Source organism: Luteimonas sp. RC10, assembly GCF_014192745.1.
Taxonomy (GTDB): domain Bacteria; phylum Pseudomonadota; class Gammaproteobacteria; order Xanthomonadales; family Xanthomonadaceae; genus Luteimonas.
Genome location: NZ_JACHYJ010000005.1, coordinates 206,270 through 221,970 on the forward strand (window position 1 = coordinate 206,270; position 15,701 = coordinate 221,970).

Annotated in this window: 12 protein-coding genes and 1 riboswitch; of the genes, 3 read left to right on the forward strand and 9 right to left on the reverse strand. The window is 69.3% G+C overall.

What is annotated here, in order from left to right; translation table 11 throughout:
- Positions 1–12 precede the first annotated feature (12 nt).
- Entirely contained in the window at positions 13–1,473 is a 1,461-nt protein-coding gene (gene ahcY, locus FHW73_RS10745; protein WP_183426709.1) for an adenosylhomocysteinase, read from the reverse strand.
- A gap of 35 nt (positions 1,474–1,508) precedes the next feature.
- Positions 1,509–1,624: riboswitch (S-adenosyl-L-homocysteine riboswitch) on the reverse strand.
- A 258-nt stretch (positions 1,625–1,882) separates the two neighbouring features.
- On the opposite strand from ahcY, the gene FHW73_RS10750 reads away from it, so the two are divergent.
- Positions 1,883–4,384 (forward strand): prolyl oligopeptidase family serine peptidase, encoded by a 2,502-nt coding sequence (locus tag FHW73_RS10750; RefSeq protein ID WP_183426710.1) that lies wholly within the window; start codon positions 1,883–1,885, stop codon positions 4,382–4,384.
- Between the two features lie 48 nt (positions 4,385–4,432).
- Here the strand turns inward: FHW73_RS10750 and FHW73_RS10755 are convergent, their stop codons facing one another.
- From FHW73_RS10755 to metK, 4 genes are all read right to left on the reverse strand, one after another.
- Positions 4,433–5,182, reverse strand: a complete 750-nt coding sequence (locus FHW73_RS10755) for a peptidase (protein WP_183426711.1) — start codon at positions 5,180–5,182, stop codon at positions 4,433–4,435.
- A gap of 64 nt (positions 5,183–5,246) precedes the next feature.
- Complete coding sequence (locus FHW73_RS10760; RefSeq protein ID WP_183426712.1) at positions 5,247–6,254, reverse strand: alpha-E domain-containing protein; 1,008 nt, start codon at positions 6,252–6,254, stop codon at positions 5,247–5,249.
- 10 nt (positions 6,255–6,264) lie between these two features.
- The gene (locus FHW73_RS10765; RefSeq protein WP_183426713.1) at positions 6,265–7,677 is read right to left on the reverse strand and encodes a circularly permuted type 2 ATP-grasp protein; all 1,413 of its coding nucleotides are present in this window, start codon (positions 7,675–7,677) and stop codon (positions 6,265–6,267) included.
- A 214-nt stretch (positions 7,678–7,891) separates the two neighbouring features.
- Positions 7,892–9,103, reverse strand: coding sequence for a methionine adenosyltransferase (metK, locus tag FHW73_RS10770; protein ID WP_183426714.1), 1,212 nt, complete (start codon positions 9,101–9,103; stop codon positions 7,892–7,894).
- A gap of 199 nt (positions 9,104–9,302) precedes the next feature.
- Here metK and FHW73_RS10775 point away from each other — a divergent pair, with 199 nt between their 5' ends.
- A complete protein-coding gene (locus tag FHW73_RS10775; protein ID WP_183426715.1) occupies positions 9,303–10,352 on the forward strand; it encodes a metal-dependent hydrolase in 1,050 nt (349 codons plus the stop codon).
- A gap of 24 nt (positions 10,353–10,376) precedes the next feature.
- On the opposite strand, the gene dusB is transcribed toward FHW73_RS10775, so the two are convergent.
- The 4 genes from dusB to FHW73_RS10795 form a co-directional block, all read right to left on the reverse strand.
- Positions 10,377–11,372, reverse strand: a complete 996-nt coding sequence (gene dusB / locus FHW73_RS10780; protein WP_183426716.1) for a tRNA dihydrouridine synthase DusB — start codon at positions 11,370–11,372, stop codon at positions 10,377–10,379.
- Positions 11,373–11,422: 50 nt separating this feature from the next.
- Positions 11,423–12,145, reverse strand: a complete 723-nt coding sequence (locus FHW73_RS10785) for a DUF4893 domain-containing protein (protein WP_183426717.1) — start codon at positions 12,143–12,145, stop codon at positions 11,423–11,425.
- A gap of 62 nt (positions 12,146–12,207) precedes the next feature.
- The gene (locus FHW73_RS10790; RefSeq protein ID WP_183426718.1) at positions 12,208–13,161 is read right to left on the reverse strand and encodes a ribokinase; all 954 of its coding nucleotides are present in this window, start codon (positions 13,159–13,161) and stop codon (positions 12,208–12,210) included.
- Between the two features lie 40 nt (positions 13,162–13,201).
- Positions 13,202–14,500, reverse strand: coding sequence for a nucleoside transporter C-terminal domain-containing protein (locus tag FHW73_RS10795; protein ID WP_183426811.1), 1,299 nt, complete (start codon positions 14,498–14,500; stop codon positions 13,202–13,204).
- Between the two features lie 187 nt (positions 14,501–14,687).
- On the opposite strand from FHW73_RS10795, the gene FHW73_RS10800 reads away from it, so the two are divergent.
- Positions 14,688–15,653, forward strand: a complete 966-nt coding sequence (locus tag FHW73_RS10800) for an aldo/keto reductase (RefSeq protein WP_183426719.1) — start codon at positions 14,688–14,690, stop codon at positions 15,651–15,653.
- The last annotated feature ends 48 nt before the right edge of the window (positions 15,654–15,701 follow it).

Below are 15,701 nucleotides of genomic sequence, written 5' to 3' on the forward strand. Positions count from 1 at the left end.
GGTGCGGATCGCTCAGTAGCGGTAGTGATCCGGCTTGAACGGACCTTCGACCGGCACGCCGATGTAGTCGGCCTGGGCCTGGGTGAGCTTGGTCAGCTTGACGCCGATCTTCTCCAGGTGGAGGCGGGCCACTTCCTCGTCGAGGTGCTTGGGCAGCAGGTAGACCTTCTTCTCGTAGCGGTCCTTGTTCGCCCACAGGTCGATCTGGGCCAGGGTCTGGTTGGCGAACGAGTTGGACATCACGAAGCTCGGGTGGCCGGTGGCGCAGCCCAGGTTCACCAGACGGCCATCGGCGAGCAGGAAGATCGCACGGCCGTCCGGGAAGACGTACTTGTCGACCTGCGGCTTGATGTTGATCTGCTGCACGCCCGCCAGCGCCTTGAGCGCATCGACCTGGATCTCGTTGTCGAAGTGGCCGATGTTGCAGACGATCGCCTGATCCTTCATCGCCTGCAGGTGCTCGGCGGTGATGATGTCCTTGTTGCCGGTGGTGGTGACATAGACGTCGCCGCGGCCGAGCGTGCTCTCGATCGTGTTGACTTCAAAGCCTTCCATCGCCGCCTGCAGCGCGCAGATCGGATCGATCTCGGTCACCACGACGCGGGCGCCGTAGGCGCGCAGCGAGGCGGCGCAGCCCTTGCCGACGTCGCCGTAGCCGCAGACCACCGCAACCTTGCCGGCCAGCATCACGTCCATCGCGCGCTTGAGGCCGTCGGCCAGCGATTCGCGGCAGCCGTAGAGGTTGTCGAACTTGGACTTGGTGACCGAATCGTTGACGTTGATCGCCGGCACCAGCAGCGTGCCGGCCTGGGCCAGCTGGTAGAGACGGTGCACGCCGGTGGTGGTTTCCTCGGAGACGCCCTTCCAGTCGGCGACCACGCGCGTCCAGTAGCCCGGACGTTCGTTGGCCACGCGCTTGAGCAGCGCCTTGATGACCTGTTCTTCGTGCGAGCTCGCGGGCTCGTCGACCCAGGTGCTGCCGTTCTCGAGCTCGTAGCCCTTGTGGATCAGCAGCGTGACGTCGCCGCCGTCGTCGACCACCAGCTCCGGACCGGTCAGCGTGCCGTCGGCCAGGGTGAAGGTCAGCGCGTCCAGCGTGCAGTCCCAGTATTCCTCCAGCGTCTCGCCCTTCCAGGCGAACACCGGCGTGCCGGTCGCGGCGATCGCGGCGGCGGCGTGGTCCTGGGTCGAGAAGATATTGCACGAGGCCCAGCGCACGTCGGCGCCGATGTCCTTGAGCGTCTCGATCAGCACCGCGGTCTGGATGGTCATGTGCAGCGAGCCGGTCACGCGCACGCCCTTGAGCGGCTGGGTGGCGGCGTGCTTGCGGCGGATCGACATCAGGCCCGGCATCTCGTGCTCGGCGATGTCGAGTTCCTTGCGGCCCCAGTCGGCCAGCGAGATGTCGGCGACCTTGTAGTCGCCATCCTGGGAGAAGGCGCGCTCGGCGCCGGACTTCAACTGTGCGTTCATTGCATGCTCCCTACGGAATGCGATCGATGCATTCGCGATGACGGGCGCCGTTCGCAGGGCACCTGCGCCGAGCCTGGCCATCGCAGCGCCCGCTTGCGCGGGGGCGTGTCGTGGACGAAGCCACGCGATGGTCGCAGCGCCCCTCGGCGAGGCGGACCGCCATTCTATCGCAGCACGCCACTGGAGGCGGGTCAGGCCTGGAACGCGTCCCGAAGGCACTCCCGAGATTCAGGCGCCGACCATGCGCGCCGCGGTTGCCGGCGATCCCTTGCTGCGATGTCGCGCAGGCCCCAGGCCCGCACGGCGATGTCGCACAAGTCCCGTCGGTCGCGGGCCCCTGACCGCTACACGGTGCGATGCGGCAGGTATGCTCGACGGCCTCGTGTGCTTTTTTACGGATCGCCTTCTGATGCCTGCAACGACCGCCCGTCGCCGATTGTTCCTCGCCGTCTCCGCCACCTTGCTCGTCGCCTCGCTCGGCGTCGCCCCCGCATTCGCGCAGACCGCGCCGGCGGTCGTCTCCGAGGATGGCGGCTACCAACTGCCGCCCGAAGCATTGCGCGCGATCGTCGACGCGCCGCGTCCGCCGCGCCTGTTGTTGAGTCCCAAGCGCGACCTGGCCGCCTTCCTGCAGACGCCGGCGCTGCCGTCGATCGCCGAGGTCTCCCAGCCCGAGCTCAAGCTCGGTGGCATCCGGATCAATCCCAAGACCTACTCGGCCAGCCGTGCCTCGTACGTCAGCGATGTCTGGCTCAAGCCGATCGACGGTGGCGCCGAGCAGCGCATCGCGGGCCTGCCCGAGCCGCTGTCACTGGCCTCGCTGTTGTGGTCGCCCGACCAGCGCCACATCGCCTTCAGCCAGGTCGACACGCACGCGGGCGAAGTGCAGCTGTGGCTGGTCGACGTGGCGACGCGGCAGGCGCGGCGCCTGCTGTCCCAGCCGCTCAACGCCGTCGTCGGCAATGGCTTCGAATGGATGCCTGATGGGCAATCGCTGCTGGTGCGGCTGCGCCCGCAAGGGCAGGGCGCAGCGCCGCAGGACGACGGCGTTCCGGCCGGCCCCAACGTCCAGGAGACCGGCGCCGGCGGCACCGTGCAGCAGTTGCGGACCTACCAGGATCTGCTGCGCAGCGAGCAGGATGCGCGCGTGTTCGCGCATTACATGACCAGCCAGCTCGCGCGCGTGTCGCTTGATGGCACGGTGTCGCCGATCGGCGCGCCCGGCCTGACCGTCAGCGCCACCGCATCGCCCGACGGGCGTCATCTGCTGCGCCAGCAGATCGATCGGCCGTTCTCCTACCAGGTGCCGTACACCCGGTTCCCGCGCCGGATCGAGGTGGTCGGACTCGATGGCCAGGTCCAGCACACGGTGGCACGCCTGCCGCTGGTCGAGGGTCTGCCGGTCGGCAACGACGCGGTGCCCACCGGCGTGCGTTCGGTCGCCTGGCGCAGCGACGCACCGGCGACGCTGGTCTGGGCCGAGGCGCAGGACGGCGGCGATCCGGCGCGCGAGGTCGCGGTGCGCGACATCGTCTATGCGCAGGCCGCGCCGTTCCGCACCAAGCCGAGCGAACTTGCACAGCTGTCGATGCGTTACGCCGGCACGCAATGGGGCAATGGTGAACTTGCGCTGCTGACCGAGTACTGGTGGAAGACCCGCCGGATCCGCGAGTGGCGCCTGCATCCCGATGGCGGCGCCGCGCCGGTGCTGGTGCGCGACGGCTCCTACGAGGATCGCTATGCCGACCCGGGCATGGCGGTGACGATGCCCGACGACAACGGCAACAGCCGGCTGCTGATCGCCGCCGACGGCCAGAGCATTTACCGCATCGGCGACGGCGCGTCGGAAGAGGGCGACCGGCCGTTCCTGGACCGGCAGCACCTGGCCGACGGCCGCACCGAGCGGCTGTTCCATTCGCAGGCGCCGGCGTATGAGGCGCCGGTCGCGGTGCTCGACGCACAGGCCACGCGGCTGCTGACCACCCGCGAGACCCCGGCCGAGCCGGCGAACTTCCTGCTGCGGCGCCTGGACGACGCCGATGCCGCACCGACGGCGCTGACCGCGTTCGCGCATCCCACGCCGCAGCTGCGCGACGTGCACAAGGAGCTGGTCCGCTTCAAGCGCAAGGACGGCGTCGACCTGAGCGGCACGCTGTACCTGCCGCCGGGCTACGACGCACAGCGCGACGGCCCCTTGCCGCTGCTGATGTGGGCCTATCCGGGCGAGTTCAAATCCGCAGACGCCGCGAGCCAGGTGACCGATTCGCCGTATCGGTTCAACGCGGTCGGCTACTGGGGACCGCAGGCGTTCCTGGCGATGGGCTATGCGGTGTTCGCCGATGTCTCGATGCCGATCATCGGCGAAGGCAATGCCGAACCCAACGACACCTACATCGAGCAACTGGTCGCCAGCGCCGAGGCCGCTGTGGACGAGGTCGTGCGCCGCGGTGTGGCCGATCGTCGTCGGATCGCGATCGGCGGGCATTCCTACGGCGCGTTCATGACCGGCAACCTGCTGGCGCACTCGCGGCTGTTCGCCGCCGGTATCGCGCGCAGTGGCGCCTACAACCGCACGCTCACGCCGTTCGGCTTCCAGGCCGAGGAGCGCAACTACTGGCAGGCCCAGGACACCTATCTGCGCATGTCGCCGTTCAACTACGCCGGGCAGATCAAGGATCCGATCCTGCTGATCCACGGCGAAGAGGACAACAATTCGGGCACGTTCCCGATGCAGAGCGAGCGCATGTTTGCCGCGATCAAGGGCCTGGGCGGCAACGCCCGGCTGGTGATGCTGCCCAAGGAATCGCACGGCTACCGGGCCCGCGAATCGATCCTGCACATGCTCTATGAGACCAATGCCTGGCTCGATCGTTACGTGAAGCATCGCCCCGACGCGCCCGCGGCGCCGTAGCCGCGCTGCCGCCGCAACGCCCGATCATGTCGGGCGTTGCGGTCGTCGTCAGCGCGGGGCGTTGCCTGGCGCCCACGGCGGCGCCGGCAATGCGGCGACCGCCTCGCGCAGGCTGTCGTTCCAGCGCTCGCGGATCGAGCGCAGGTAGGCATCCTCGTCCTCGAAGCGTTGCTGGATCTCCAGCTGCAGGCTGTCGCGGCGATAGACCGCCAGATCGATCGGTGTGCCGACCGACAGGTTCGAGCGGATCGTCGAGTCGAATGACACCAGCGTGCACTTGGTCGCGGTGACCAGGTCGGTCTGCCGGGTCACCACCCGGTCGAGGATCGGCTTGCCGAACTTGATCTCGCCGGTCTGGAAGAACGGGGTCTCGGGCGTGCTCTCGATGAAGTTGCCTTCCGAGTACACCAGGAACAGCCGCGGCGGCTCGCCGCGGATCTGGCCGCCGACGATGAACGTGCCGCTGGGATCGATCCCGCTGTCACGCAGGTAGGCTTCGTCGCGGGCGCGGATCTCGCGCATCGCATCGCCGATCGCCTGGGCGACCTGGAACATCGACTGCGCGTTGCGGATGCCCGGCGTCGCCGGTTCGTGCCGGTCGCGATGCTCGATCAGGTTGAGCACGTTCTGGGTCAGCGACAGGTTGCCGGCCGACAAGGTCACGACCACATAGGCGCCGGTTTCGGCGAAGACCCGCATCTTGCCGGCACGGCGGACATGGTCGACGCCCGCGTTGGTGCGCGAGTCGGAGGCCAGCACGAGCCCCTCGTCGAGGTTGAGGCCGATGCAATAGGTCATGGGCGGGGCGGGTACAGCGGAGCGGACGGCCATTGTGCCCGCTGCGCGGGCGGCATGGCACCCGTCAGGCCGTGGTCTGCCAGGGGGCCTGAACCTGCGTCTGCGCCGGTGCCGGTACGGCGCGGGTGGTCATGAACTGATGGTGGATCTCCGCGCCCAGTCGGGTCAGCCGGGTCATCGTGTCCTGCAGCCACGGCTCCAGTCCGCCGGCGATGATCTCGTCCATGCGGGCGTAGCGCGATTGCGCAGCCAGCGCGCCGGCCTGGCGCGCGACCTCCGCCGATGCCCCGCCGGTCAGCGACTGCAGGATCGAGGAAATCGCCTCGACGCAGGTCTGCAGCGAGCGCGGATTGTCGCCGTTGAGCAGCATCAGCGCCGCCACGCCGGCCGGGCTGACCGACTCGCGGTAGAGCCGTCGATAGGTCTCGAACGCCGACAGCGCCTGCAACAGCGCGCTCCACTGGAAGTATTGGACCGCGTCGCGCGCCTCGCCGGTCTCCGGCAGTTCGTCGTCGCTGGCAATCATGTCCAGCAGCCGGATCGACCATTCGGCGCGCTCGATGAACGCCCCCAGTTGCAGGAAATGGTAGCCCTCGCCGCGGCCGAGCGTGCCGATCGTGATGCCGCGAAACGACGCCGAGCGGGTCTTGACCCATTCGAGCGTGTTGCTCAGCCCGTTGCGGCGCAATTGCGCGGCATCGAGCCTGCGGATCTCCAGCCAGGAGCTGTTGAGGTCCTCGTACATTTCCGAGGTGATCGCCACGCGCTGGGCGCGCGCGTTCTCGCGTGCGCTGCGGAAGCAGCTGTGGATCGAGCTGGGATTGTCGGGGGCCAGCAGCAGGTGCCCGACCACGCCCTCGGCATCGATGCGTCCGTGACGCTCGAGGAACGGCTGCACCAGCCCCAGCGAGTCGAGCGAACGCCGCCAGGCGGCGGCCTGCGCCTTGCCGCGGTCCAGGCGCTCGGGCAACAAGGCGATACGCTGCGCGACATCGAGCAGGCGCGCGGTGTTCTCGGCGCGTTCCATGCTGCGCGCCACCCAGTACAGATCGTTCGCGGTGCGACAGAGCATGCGTGCGGCCTTAGTTTTCCATGATCCAGGTGTCCTTGGTGCCGCCCCCCTGGGACGAATTGACCACCAGCGAGCCCTCGCGCAGCGCCACTCGCGTCAGTCCCCCCGGCACGACCTGGATGCGGTTGCCGCTGAGGATATAGGGCCGCAGGTCGATGTGGCGGGGTGCCAGCCCGCTTTCGACGAAGGTCGGGCAGGTCGACAGCGACAACGTGGGCTGGGCGATGTAGTTGCCCGGGTCGGCGAGGATGCGGGCGCGGAATGCCTCGATCTCGGCCTTCGTCGACGCCGGGCCGACGAGCATGCCGTAGCCGCCGGCGCCGTGGACTTCCTTGACCACGAGCTCGGGCAGGTGCGCCAACGTGTACTTCAGGTCATCGGGATTGCGCAGCTGCCAGGTCGGCACGTTGTGCAGGATCGGCTCTTCGCTGAGGTAGTAGCGGATCATCTCCGGCACGAACGGGTACACCGACTTGTCGTCGCCCACACCGGTGCCCGGCGCATTGGCCAGGGTCACGTTGCCGGCGCGGTAGGCGCCGAACAGCCCGGGCACGCCGAGCATCGATTCGGGCCGGAACACCGTCGGGTCGAGGAAGTCATCGTTGATGCGGCGGTAGATCACGTGCACGCGCTGCGCGCCACGCGTGGTCTGCGCATAGACCATGTCGTTCTGCACGAACAGGTCGGCACCCTCGACCAGTTCCACGCCCATCTGCTGGGCGAGGAACGCATGCTCGAAGTAAGCCGAGTTCGCCGCGCCCGGCGTGAGCACGGCCACCACCGGGTTGTCGATATTGGCCGGCGCACATTCGCGCAGCACGTCCAGCAGTGCGTCGGGGTAGCGCTCGACCGGCGCGATCTGCTGGCTGGAGAACAGCTCGGGCGTCAGGCGCGCCATCATCCGCCGGTTCTCGAGCATGTACGACACGCCCGAGGCGACCCGCAGGTTGTCCTCGAGCACGTAATACTCGCCGTCGCCGGCGCGCACCAGGTCGATGCCCGAGACGTGCGAATAGGTGTTGCAGGCGACCTGCAGGCCCTGCATCTCCTTGCGGTACTCGCTGTTGTCGAGGACCAGCGCGGCCGGAATACGGCCATCGCGCAGGATGCGCTGCGGCCCGTAGACATCACCCAGGAACAGGTTCAGCGCGTGGACCCGCTGACGCAGCCCGGCCTCGAGCATCCGCCACTCGGCGGCCGGCACGATCCTGGGCACGATGTCGAACGGGATCAGACGCTCGGTGCCCGAGTCCTCGCCGTAGACCGAGAAGGTGATGCCGACGCGGTGGAACGAGATCTCCGCCTCGCGCCGCTTGTGCGCAACCTGCTCGGGCGGAGTGCGTTGCAGCCAGTCTTCGAACGCGCGGTAGTGCGGCCGGACCGCGCCCTGGGCGTCGCGCATCTCGTCGTAACTGGCTGACATCGAAGAAGCGTCCCCTGGCTGTCCCTGGCGCCGCACCATGCGGCCGGACATAGCATGTCGCCAGGGCAGTGCACGCCGGGTGAGACGGCCGCCGCCGAGCTCCGGGGAGCTGGGGCGGCCGAAGCGGGTATGTCGCTTGCGCAGACGGGTGGCCATAAACGACGACGGGCCGCTTGCGCGGCCCGTCGTGGCGAAGCGGTGGAAGGCGCCGGCCTTACTTGAGCTTGGCGTCGGCGCGCAGGGCCTCGGCGCGGTCGGTCTTCTCCCACGAGAACGCGGTGGCGGTGTGCTGCTCGCCCGCGCCGTCGGTGTAGCTGACCTGCTGCGGCTTGCGGCCGAAGTGGCCGTAGCTGGCGGTGCGCTGGTACACCGGGTGGATCAGGTCGAGCATCTGGATGATGCCGTAGGGGCGCAGGTCGAAGTGGCGGCGGATCAGCTTCTCGATCTGCGCGTCGGGGATCTTGCCGGTGCCGAACGTGGTCACCGAGATCGAGGTCGGCTCGGCGACGCCGATCGCGTACGACACCTGCACCTCGCAGCGGTCGGCCAGGCCGGCCGCGACCACGTTCTTGGCGACATAGCGCGCGGCGTAGGCGGCCGAGCGGTCGACCTTCGACGGATCCTTGCCCGAGAACGCGCCGCCGCCGTGACGGGCCCAGCCACCGTAGGTGTCGACGATGATCTTGCGGCCGGTCAGGCCACAGTCGCCCACCGGCCCGCCGATGATGAACTTGCCGGTCGGGTTGATGTGGAACTTGGTGCCCTTGTGCAGCCACTTGGCCGGCAGCACGGGCTTGATGATCTCCTCGCGCACCGCCTCGATCAGGTCCTTCTGCTTGACGCCCGGATCGTGCTGGGTCGACAGCACGACCGCATCGATCGCGGTCGCCTTGCCGTCCTCGTAGCGCAGCGTGACCTGGCTCTTGGCATCGGGGCGCAGCCACGGCAGCGGCGAGTTCTTCTTCTTGCGCACCTGCGCCTGGCGCTCGACCAGACGGTGCGACAGGTGGATCGCGGCCGGCATGTGGCTGTCGGTCTCGTTGGTCGCGTAGCCGAACATCAGGCCCTGGTCGCCGGCGCCCTGTTCCTCGGGCTTCTTGCGGTCCACGCCCTGGTTGATGTCGGGCGACTGCTTGCCGATCAGGTTCAGCACGCCGCAGGTCTCGCCGTCGAAACCGACGTCGGAGCTGTCGTAGCCGATGTCCAGGATCACCTTGCGGGTCAGCGCCTCCAGGTCGATCCACGCACTGGTCGTCACCTCGCCGGCGACGATCGCCACGCCGGTCTTGACCAGCGTCTCGCACGCCACGCGCGCGCGCTTGTCCTGGGCCAGGATCGCGTCGAGCACGGCATCGGAGATCTGGTCGGCAATCTTGTCCGGATGGCCTTCGGAGACGGACTCGGACGTGAAGAGATAGCTGGACATCAGGGCTATATCCCTATATTCGGATGAAAAGATGGCCGCGAATGATACACCCCCGGCCTGCACAACGCATCTTGTCGTCCTGTGTGTTGCCGGAGAGTTAAGGGGGGGGCGACAGCGGCGAAGACGGGTTTGCCGCCGCCCCGCATGCTCGCGACAATCGGCGACTGCCACGCGATGCAACCAAGGAACGCCCTGCACCATGGATTCCCTGACCCAGATCGTCCTCGGTGCGTCGGTCGCCGCGGCCGTCGTGCCGGCGGCGCATCGCCGGGCGGCGTTGCTGGCTGGTGCTGCGCTGGGCACCGTGCCCGACCTTGATGGTCTGGTGATCGCGCTGCTGACCGATGACCCGGTGCTGCGGATGACCCTGCATCGCGGGATCACCCATTCGTTGTTGGTCCTGCCGCTCGCCGCCGCCGCGCTGTGGTGGGCACTGCGCCGCTACGGCAACGGCCGGGTCGCGGCCTCGCCGGGGCGTTGGTTCTGGGCGATCCAGCTCGCGTTGGTCACGCACCCGCTGCTCGATGCGTTCACGGTCTATGGCACGCAGTTGCTGTGGCCGTTCCGGCCGCCGCCGGCGATGTGGTCGAGCGTCTTCATCATCGATCCGCTGTATACGATCTGGTTGCTGATCGGCGTGCTGGTCGCGGCGTTTGCCGGCGCGCGCCGGGTCGGCGGCCGCGCGCTGGCGGTCGGGCTGGCGTTGAGCACGGCGTATCTGGGCTGGTCGCTGGTCGCCAAGTCATGCGTCGACCGCGAGGCCAACCATGCTCTGGCGGCGCTGGGCCTGGCGGACGCGCCGCGCTTCTCGGTGCCGATGCCGGGCAACACCGTGCTGTGGCGGGTGGTCGCGATGACGCCGGACGGTTATGTCGAGGGGTTCCGGTCGCTGGTCGCCGACCGCGGCCCGATGCAATTTGCAGCCTATCCGTCCGACGTTGCCGCCCTGCGGGCGAATGCCGCGCTGCCGGCGGTGCAGCGGCTGGCCTGGTTCAACCACGGCTTCATGGGCGCGACGGTCGTCGAGGGTCGGCTGCAGCTCAGCGACCTGCGCATGGGCAACGAACCCGACTACTTCTTCCGCTTCACCGTCGCCGAGCGCACCGCCGCAGGCTGGGCCGCGTTGCCGCCGACCCAGGCGCCGATGGCGCGTGACCTGGGGGCGACGTGGAAGGCGACCTGGGCGCGGATGTGGCACGAGCCGCCGGTACCGGAAGCGGCAGACCGCTCGGCCATCGGCAGCCACTGACGCCGGGCGTGCGACCGCGGCCTGTCAGGCGGCCAGCGTCGGTTGCGCCTCGCCCGCGATGAGCGCGTCGAAGTAGGCGCGTGTGAGCGCGAGTTGCTCCTGCACGGTATCGGCGCGGTTGACCACGGCGCGAAAGGCATGATGCTCCGGCCGGTCCTTCGCGTACCAGCCCAGATGCTTGCGTGCGATGCGCACGCCGGAGGTTTCGCCGTAGAACGCGTGCAGCGCCTGGAGGTGGCCGAGCAGGATGTCGCGGATCTCCTGCAACGATGGCGGCGGCAGGTGGTGGCCGGTGGCGAGAAAGTGCGCGATCTCGCGGAAGATCCAGGGCCGGCCCTGCGCCGCGCGACCGACCATGACCGCGTCGCATCCGGTGTGACGCAGTACCGCCTGTGCTTTTTCCGGCGAGTCGATGTCGCCGTTGGCGATCACCGGGATCGACAGGTGCGCCTTGATCGCTGCGATCGTGTCGTACTCGGCGCTGCCGGTGTAGTGCTGGTCGCGGGTGCGGCCGTGGACGGCGAGGGCGGCGATGCCCGCGTCCTGCGCGATACGCGCGATCGTCGGCGCATTGCGATGCGCCGCGCACCAGCCGGTGCGGATCTTCAGTGTCACCGGCACCTCGACCGCGGCGACCACCGCCTGCAGGATGCGTGCGACCAGCGCCTCGTCCTGCATCAGCGCCGAGCCGGCCCAGGCGTTGCAGACCTTCTTGGCCGGGCAGCCCATGTTGATGTCGACGATCTGCGCGCCGTGCGCAACGTTGTGGCGCGCCGCCTCGGCGAGCATGGCCGGCTCGGTGCCGGCGATCTGCACGCCGACCGGTGCCGGTTCGCCGTCGTGGTCCATGCGGCGCAGCGATTTTTCGGTGCGCCAGAAGCGCGGATCGCTGATCGTCATCTCCGACATCGCCAGGCCAGCGCCCAGGCGCTTGCACAGCTGCCGGAACGGCTTGTCGGTGACGCCGGCCATCGGGGCCAGCACCACATTGGGTTCGATGCGGTAGGGACCGATCTGCATGCGCCCATTGTCGCCGATCGGCGAGCCCCGGTCGCGCTTGGCGCCCGGGTTCAGCGGCGCAGCTGGTAGAGCTCGAAGCGCGGGCCGTCCACGTCGAGCACCATCAGCAGTTCACTCTCGCCGGTGCGCACCAGGCGGCCGACGCTGTCGCCCTCGACGCGCGCTGCCGGTGGCGTGGGCCAGTGGCGGCTGTAACCGGGCGAGGGGTCGTCGTTGACCGACTGTGAGCCCAGGAACGCGAGCGTGCTGCGGTCGATCGGGAACAACTGGCCCTGCCGGCGCTGCGAACCGCTCGTCTTGACGAATGTCAGCACGCCGTCTTGGCGCGCGATCGTGGCGTCGAACCAGGGATAGGCATAGGCGCCGCCGCGGCCGTCGAACTGCAGCGAGCGGACCTGCCATGCGCCGGTGATCGTGCCCAGTGGACGTCCGCTGCCGGCCAGCGCCAGCGCCTGTCGCGCATCGGCGAGCACCGGATCGTGGTCGTCGAGCGCCAGGTCGAACGTGGGCTCGGCGAGGATGGTCTCGCGGTCGGCCGGCCAGGCCTGCGCGCGCCAGTCATCCGGCGCCGTGTCGTGTTCGTCCGCCCGCGCCGGCGCCGCCGTCTCGGTCACGGGCGTGACAGCGGCGTTCGCGGAATCGACCGCAGTCGACGCTGCGCCCGGCGACGCGGGTGCCGGCGCAGGGTCGGCCGGGCTGCAGGCGGCCAGGACGAGTGCGATCGCCAGGCCGGCGCCGGCACGCAGCGGCGCAGAACGTGAACCACAGGACATCGGCAGGACTCCGCCGCGATCCTCGGCGCCGCGGCCGGGCGAGGGTAGCGCGTGTGGTGTCGTCAGTCCGTCGTGGGGCGCAGGTGCGGCATCGCCGCAGCGGCCCCGACGCGCTCGGTCGAACGTCCCGCGTAGTGCGCGGCGAAGCGCACGTGGCTGTCGAACGGCGCCGCCGGGTCACCGGCGAGCGAGGCGGCCAGTGCGCCATTGAAAGCATCGCCCGCGCCGGTGGTGTCGACCGGCTCGACCTTGTCGGCCGGTACGCGATAGAACGGCCGCGTATCGCCGCGGGTCAGGTCCTCGCGGTGGGAGACGAACGCACCGGCGGCGCCGAGCGTGATCACCACCGTGCCGCGCGGCAACAGCGTGCGACACCAGCGATGCAACTGCGCGTCGGCAGTGCCGGCGATTGCTTCGCTGTCGATGCGATGGCTGGTATGGCGCTCGAGCAGGCCGGCGAACTCGGTCTCGTTCGGCGTGAGGATGTCGGCCGCGGCAAGCAGTTCGCGCAGGCACTGTGCGTTGGCCGGCGCCGGGTTGAGCATCGTCGAGGTGCCGGCGGCGCGCGCCAGGCGCATCGCTTCGAGCACGCTGTCGAGCGGGGATTCGAGCTGGGTCAGCAGCACCCGGGCGCCGGCCAGGGCTTCGGCCTGCCGGCCGACCCAGGAGGCGCACAGGTCGCCATTGGCGCCGGCGCCGATGACGATGGTGTTGTGGCCGGCCTCGTCGACATAGATGCCGGCCGTGCCGGTCGGGCGGCTGCTCTCGCGCACGCGCATCGCGATCCCGTCGGCCTGGGCGAGTGCGCGCGCCTGGCGGCCGCCGTCATCGTCGCCCAGCGCGCACAGGAAGGTGGTCTGCGCGCCCGCCCGGGTCGAGGCAACAGCCTGATTGAAGCCCTTGCCCCCCGGCCCGGTGTGGTAGCGGCCGCTGAGCGTTTCACCGCGGCGCGGCAGGGTGCTGCAGTTCCAGACATGGTCGACATTGAACGACCCGACGACGACGACACGACTCACGCGCACATCCTCTCTGTCCCGCTTTCGCAGTGATCCGGCGTCAGGCGCCGATGTAAGTCAGCACGCCGGCGATCGTCGCGGTCATCAGCGTGGCGATGGTGCCGCCGAGCACCGCGCGCAGGCCGAACCGCGCCAGGTCCTGGCGGCGGTCGGGGGCCAGGCCGCCAATGCCGCCGATCTGGATCGCGATCGAGCTGAAGTTCGCGAAGCCGCACAGCGCATAGGTCGCGATCAGGCGACCCTGCTCGGTCAGCGCCATGCCCTCGACGCGGCCGTTGACGATGTCGGCCAGCTGCAGGTACGCGACGAATTCGTTGATGACGATCTTCTGGCCGATCAGCGAGCCCACCACCGACGCGTCCTGCCACGGCACGCCGATCAGCCAGGCGATCGGGGCGAGCACGAAGCCGAAGATCGTCGCCAGGTTGGTCGGGCGACCGATCGCTTCGGCCAGGCCGGTGGCCTCGCCGATCCATTCCAGCGGCCAGTTGATCATCGCGATCAGCGCGATGAAGGCCAGCAGCATCGCGCCGATGTTCAGTGCCAGGCGCAGGCCGTCGCCGGCGCCGGCGGCCGCGGCATCGATGATGTTGCCGGTGGTCTTCTCGACCTCCATCTTGACCGTGCCACGGGTCAGCGGCTCGCGCGTCTCGGGGATCAGGATCTTGGCGATGACCAGCGTCGCCGGTGCGGCCATGATCGAGGCGGCCAGCAGGTGCTTGGCGTAGAACGCCTGCTCCTCGGGGTTGCCGCCGCCGAGCATGCCCACATACGCGGCGAGCACACCGCCGGCGATGTGCGCCATGCCGCCGATCATCATCGTGATCAGCTCCGACTCGGTCATCCGCGAGATGTACGGGCGCACGGTCAGCGGCGCCTCGGTCTGGCCGATGAAGACGCTGGCGCAGACGCTGGTGGTCTCGGCGCCCGAGACCCGCATGACCTTGGTGATCGCCAGCGCCATGACCCGCACGATCGCCTGCATCACGCCCAGGTGGTAGAGCACGCCCATCAGCGCGGCGAAGAAGATGATCGTCGGCAGCACCTGGAACGCGAAGATGAAGCCGTAGGTCTCCACGTTCATCAGGCTGCCGAAGATGAACTCCGAGCCGGCGTTGACGAACGAGAGTACCTTGACGAAGCCGTGGCCCAGCGCGTCGAACACCTCGCGCCCGCCGGGCACGCGCAGCACGACCGCGGCGAACGCGATCTGCAAGGTGACGCCGGTGGCGACCAGCTTCCAGTCGACGGCGCGCTTGTTGTTGGAGAACAGCCACGTGATCGCGAGCAGCACGGCGAGTCCGAACAGGCCGAAGCCGATCCGCGTCAGGTCTTCCATCGTGGCCCCCAGGCCCGTCGACAAGTCGCGCAGCCTAGTGCAGCGGGCCGGCACGGGCAACCACGGGCGATGTGAAGGCGGTGTCGTTCAGGCCCGTGGCGCCGTCGGCGCGGTGTGTCGGGCCGGACCGGCGGCGCGTCGGCGCGGCTTGCATACACTGGTGCGCCCGACCGCGAGGAACCCGCCCATGCATTACCGTCGTCTCGGCACCTCTGGCCTGCAGCTCTCGGCGCTCTCGTTCGGCGCCTGGACCACGTTCGGGCGTCAGGTCGGCCGGGGCCAGGCGCGCGAGCTGGTGGCCGCGGCCTGGGACCACGGCATCAACTTCTTCGACAACGCGGAAGGGTATGCCAACGGCGAGGCGGAACGGGTCATGGGCGATGTGATCGCCGATCTGCGCCTGCCGCGCGATGGCTATTGCGTGTCGAGCAAGGTGTTCTTCGGCGCGGCGAGCGATCCCCGGCCCACCCAGCGGGGCCTGTCGCGCAAGCACGTGCGCGATGCCTGCGACGCCGCGTTGCGGCGGCTGCGGGTCGATCATCTCGACCTCTATTTCTGCCACCGGCCCGATCCCGACACCCCGATCGCCGAGACCGTGTGGGCGATGGACACGCTGATTCGCCAGGGCAAGGTGCTGTACTGGGGCACGTCCGAATGGCCGGCGACCGCGATCCGCGAGGCCGCGCAGATCGCGCGCACGCACCACCTGCACGGCCCGACGATGGAGCAGCCCGAGTACAACCTGCTGCGGCGCGAGCGGGTCGAGCTGGAGTACGCCCCGCTGTATGCCGAGCTCGGACTGGGGGCGACCACGTGGTCGCCGCTGGCCTCGGGCCTGTTGACCGGCAAGTACGCCGGCGGCGTGCCGGCCGACAGCCGACTGGCGCAGCCGGAGCTGGGTTGGTTGCAGCGCGAGTTGCTGGGGAATGCGGACCGGGTGGCACGCGCGGCGCGGTTCGTCGCATTGGCGGCCGAGCTGGGCGTCGCGCCTGCGCCGCTGGCGATCGCCTGGTGTCTGCGCAATCCGCACGTGTCTACGGTGCTGCTGGGCGCCAGCCGGGTGGAGCAGTTGATCGAGAACCTGCAGGCGCTCGAGCTGGCGGCGTTGCCCGACAACGGCCTGTGGGCCCGGGTGGACGCGCTGGCGGACTGAGACACGCGTGGCTGTCTGTCGGACCGCGCGTACGGGGCTTGACTGGGA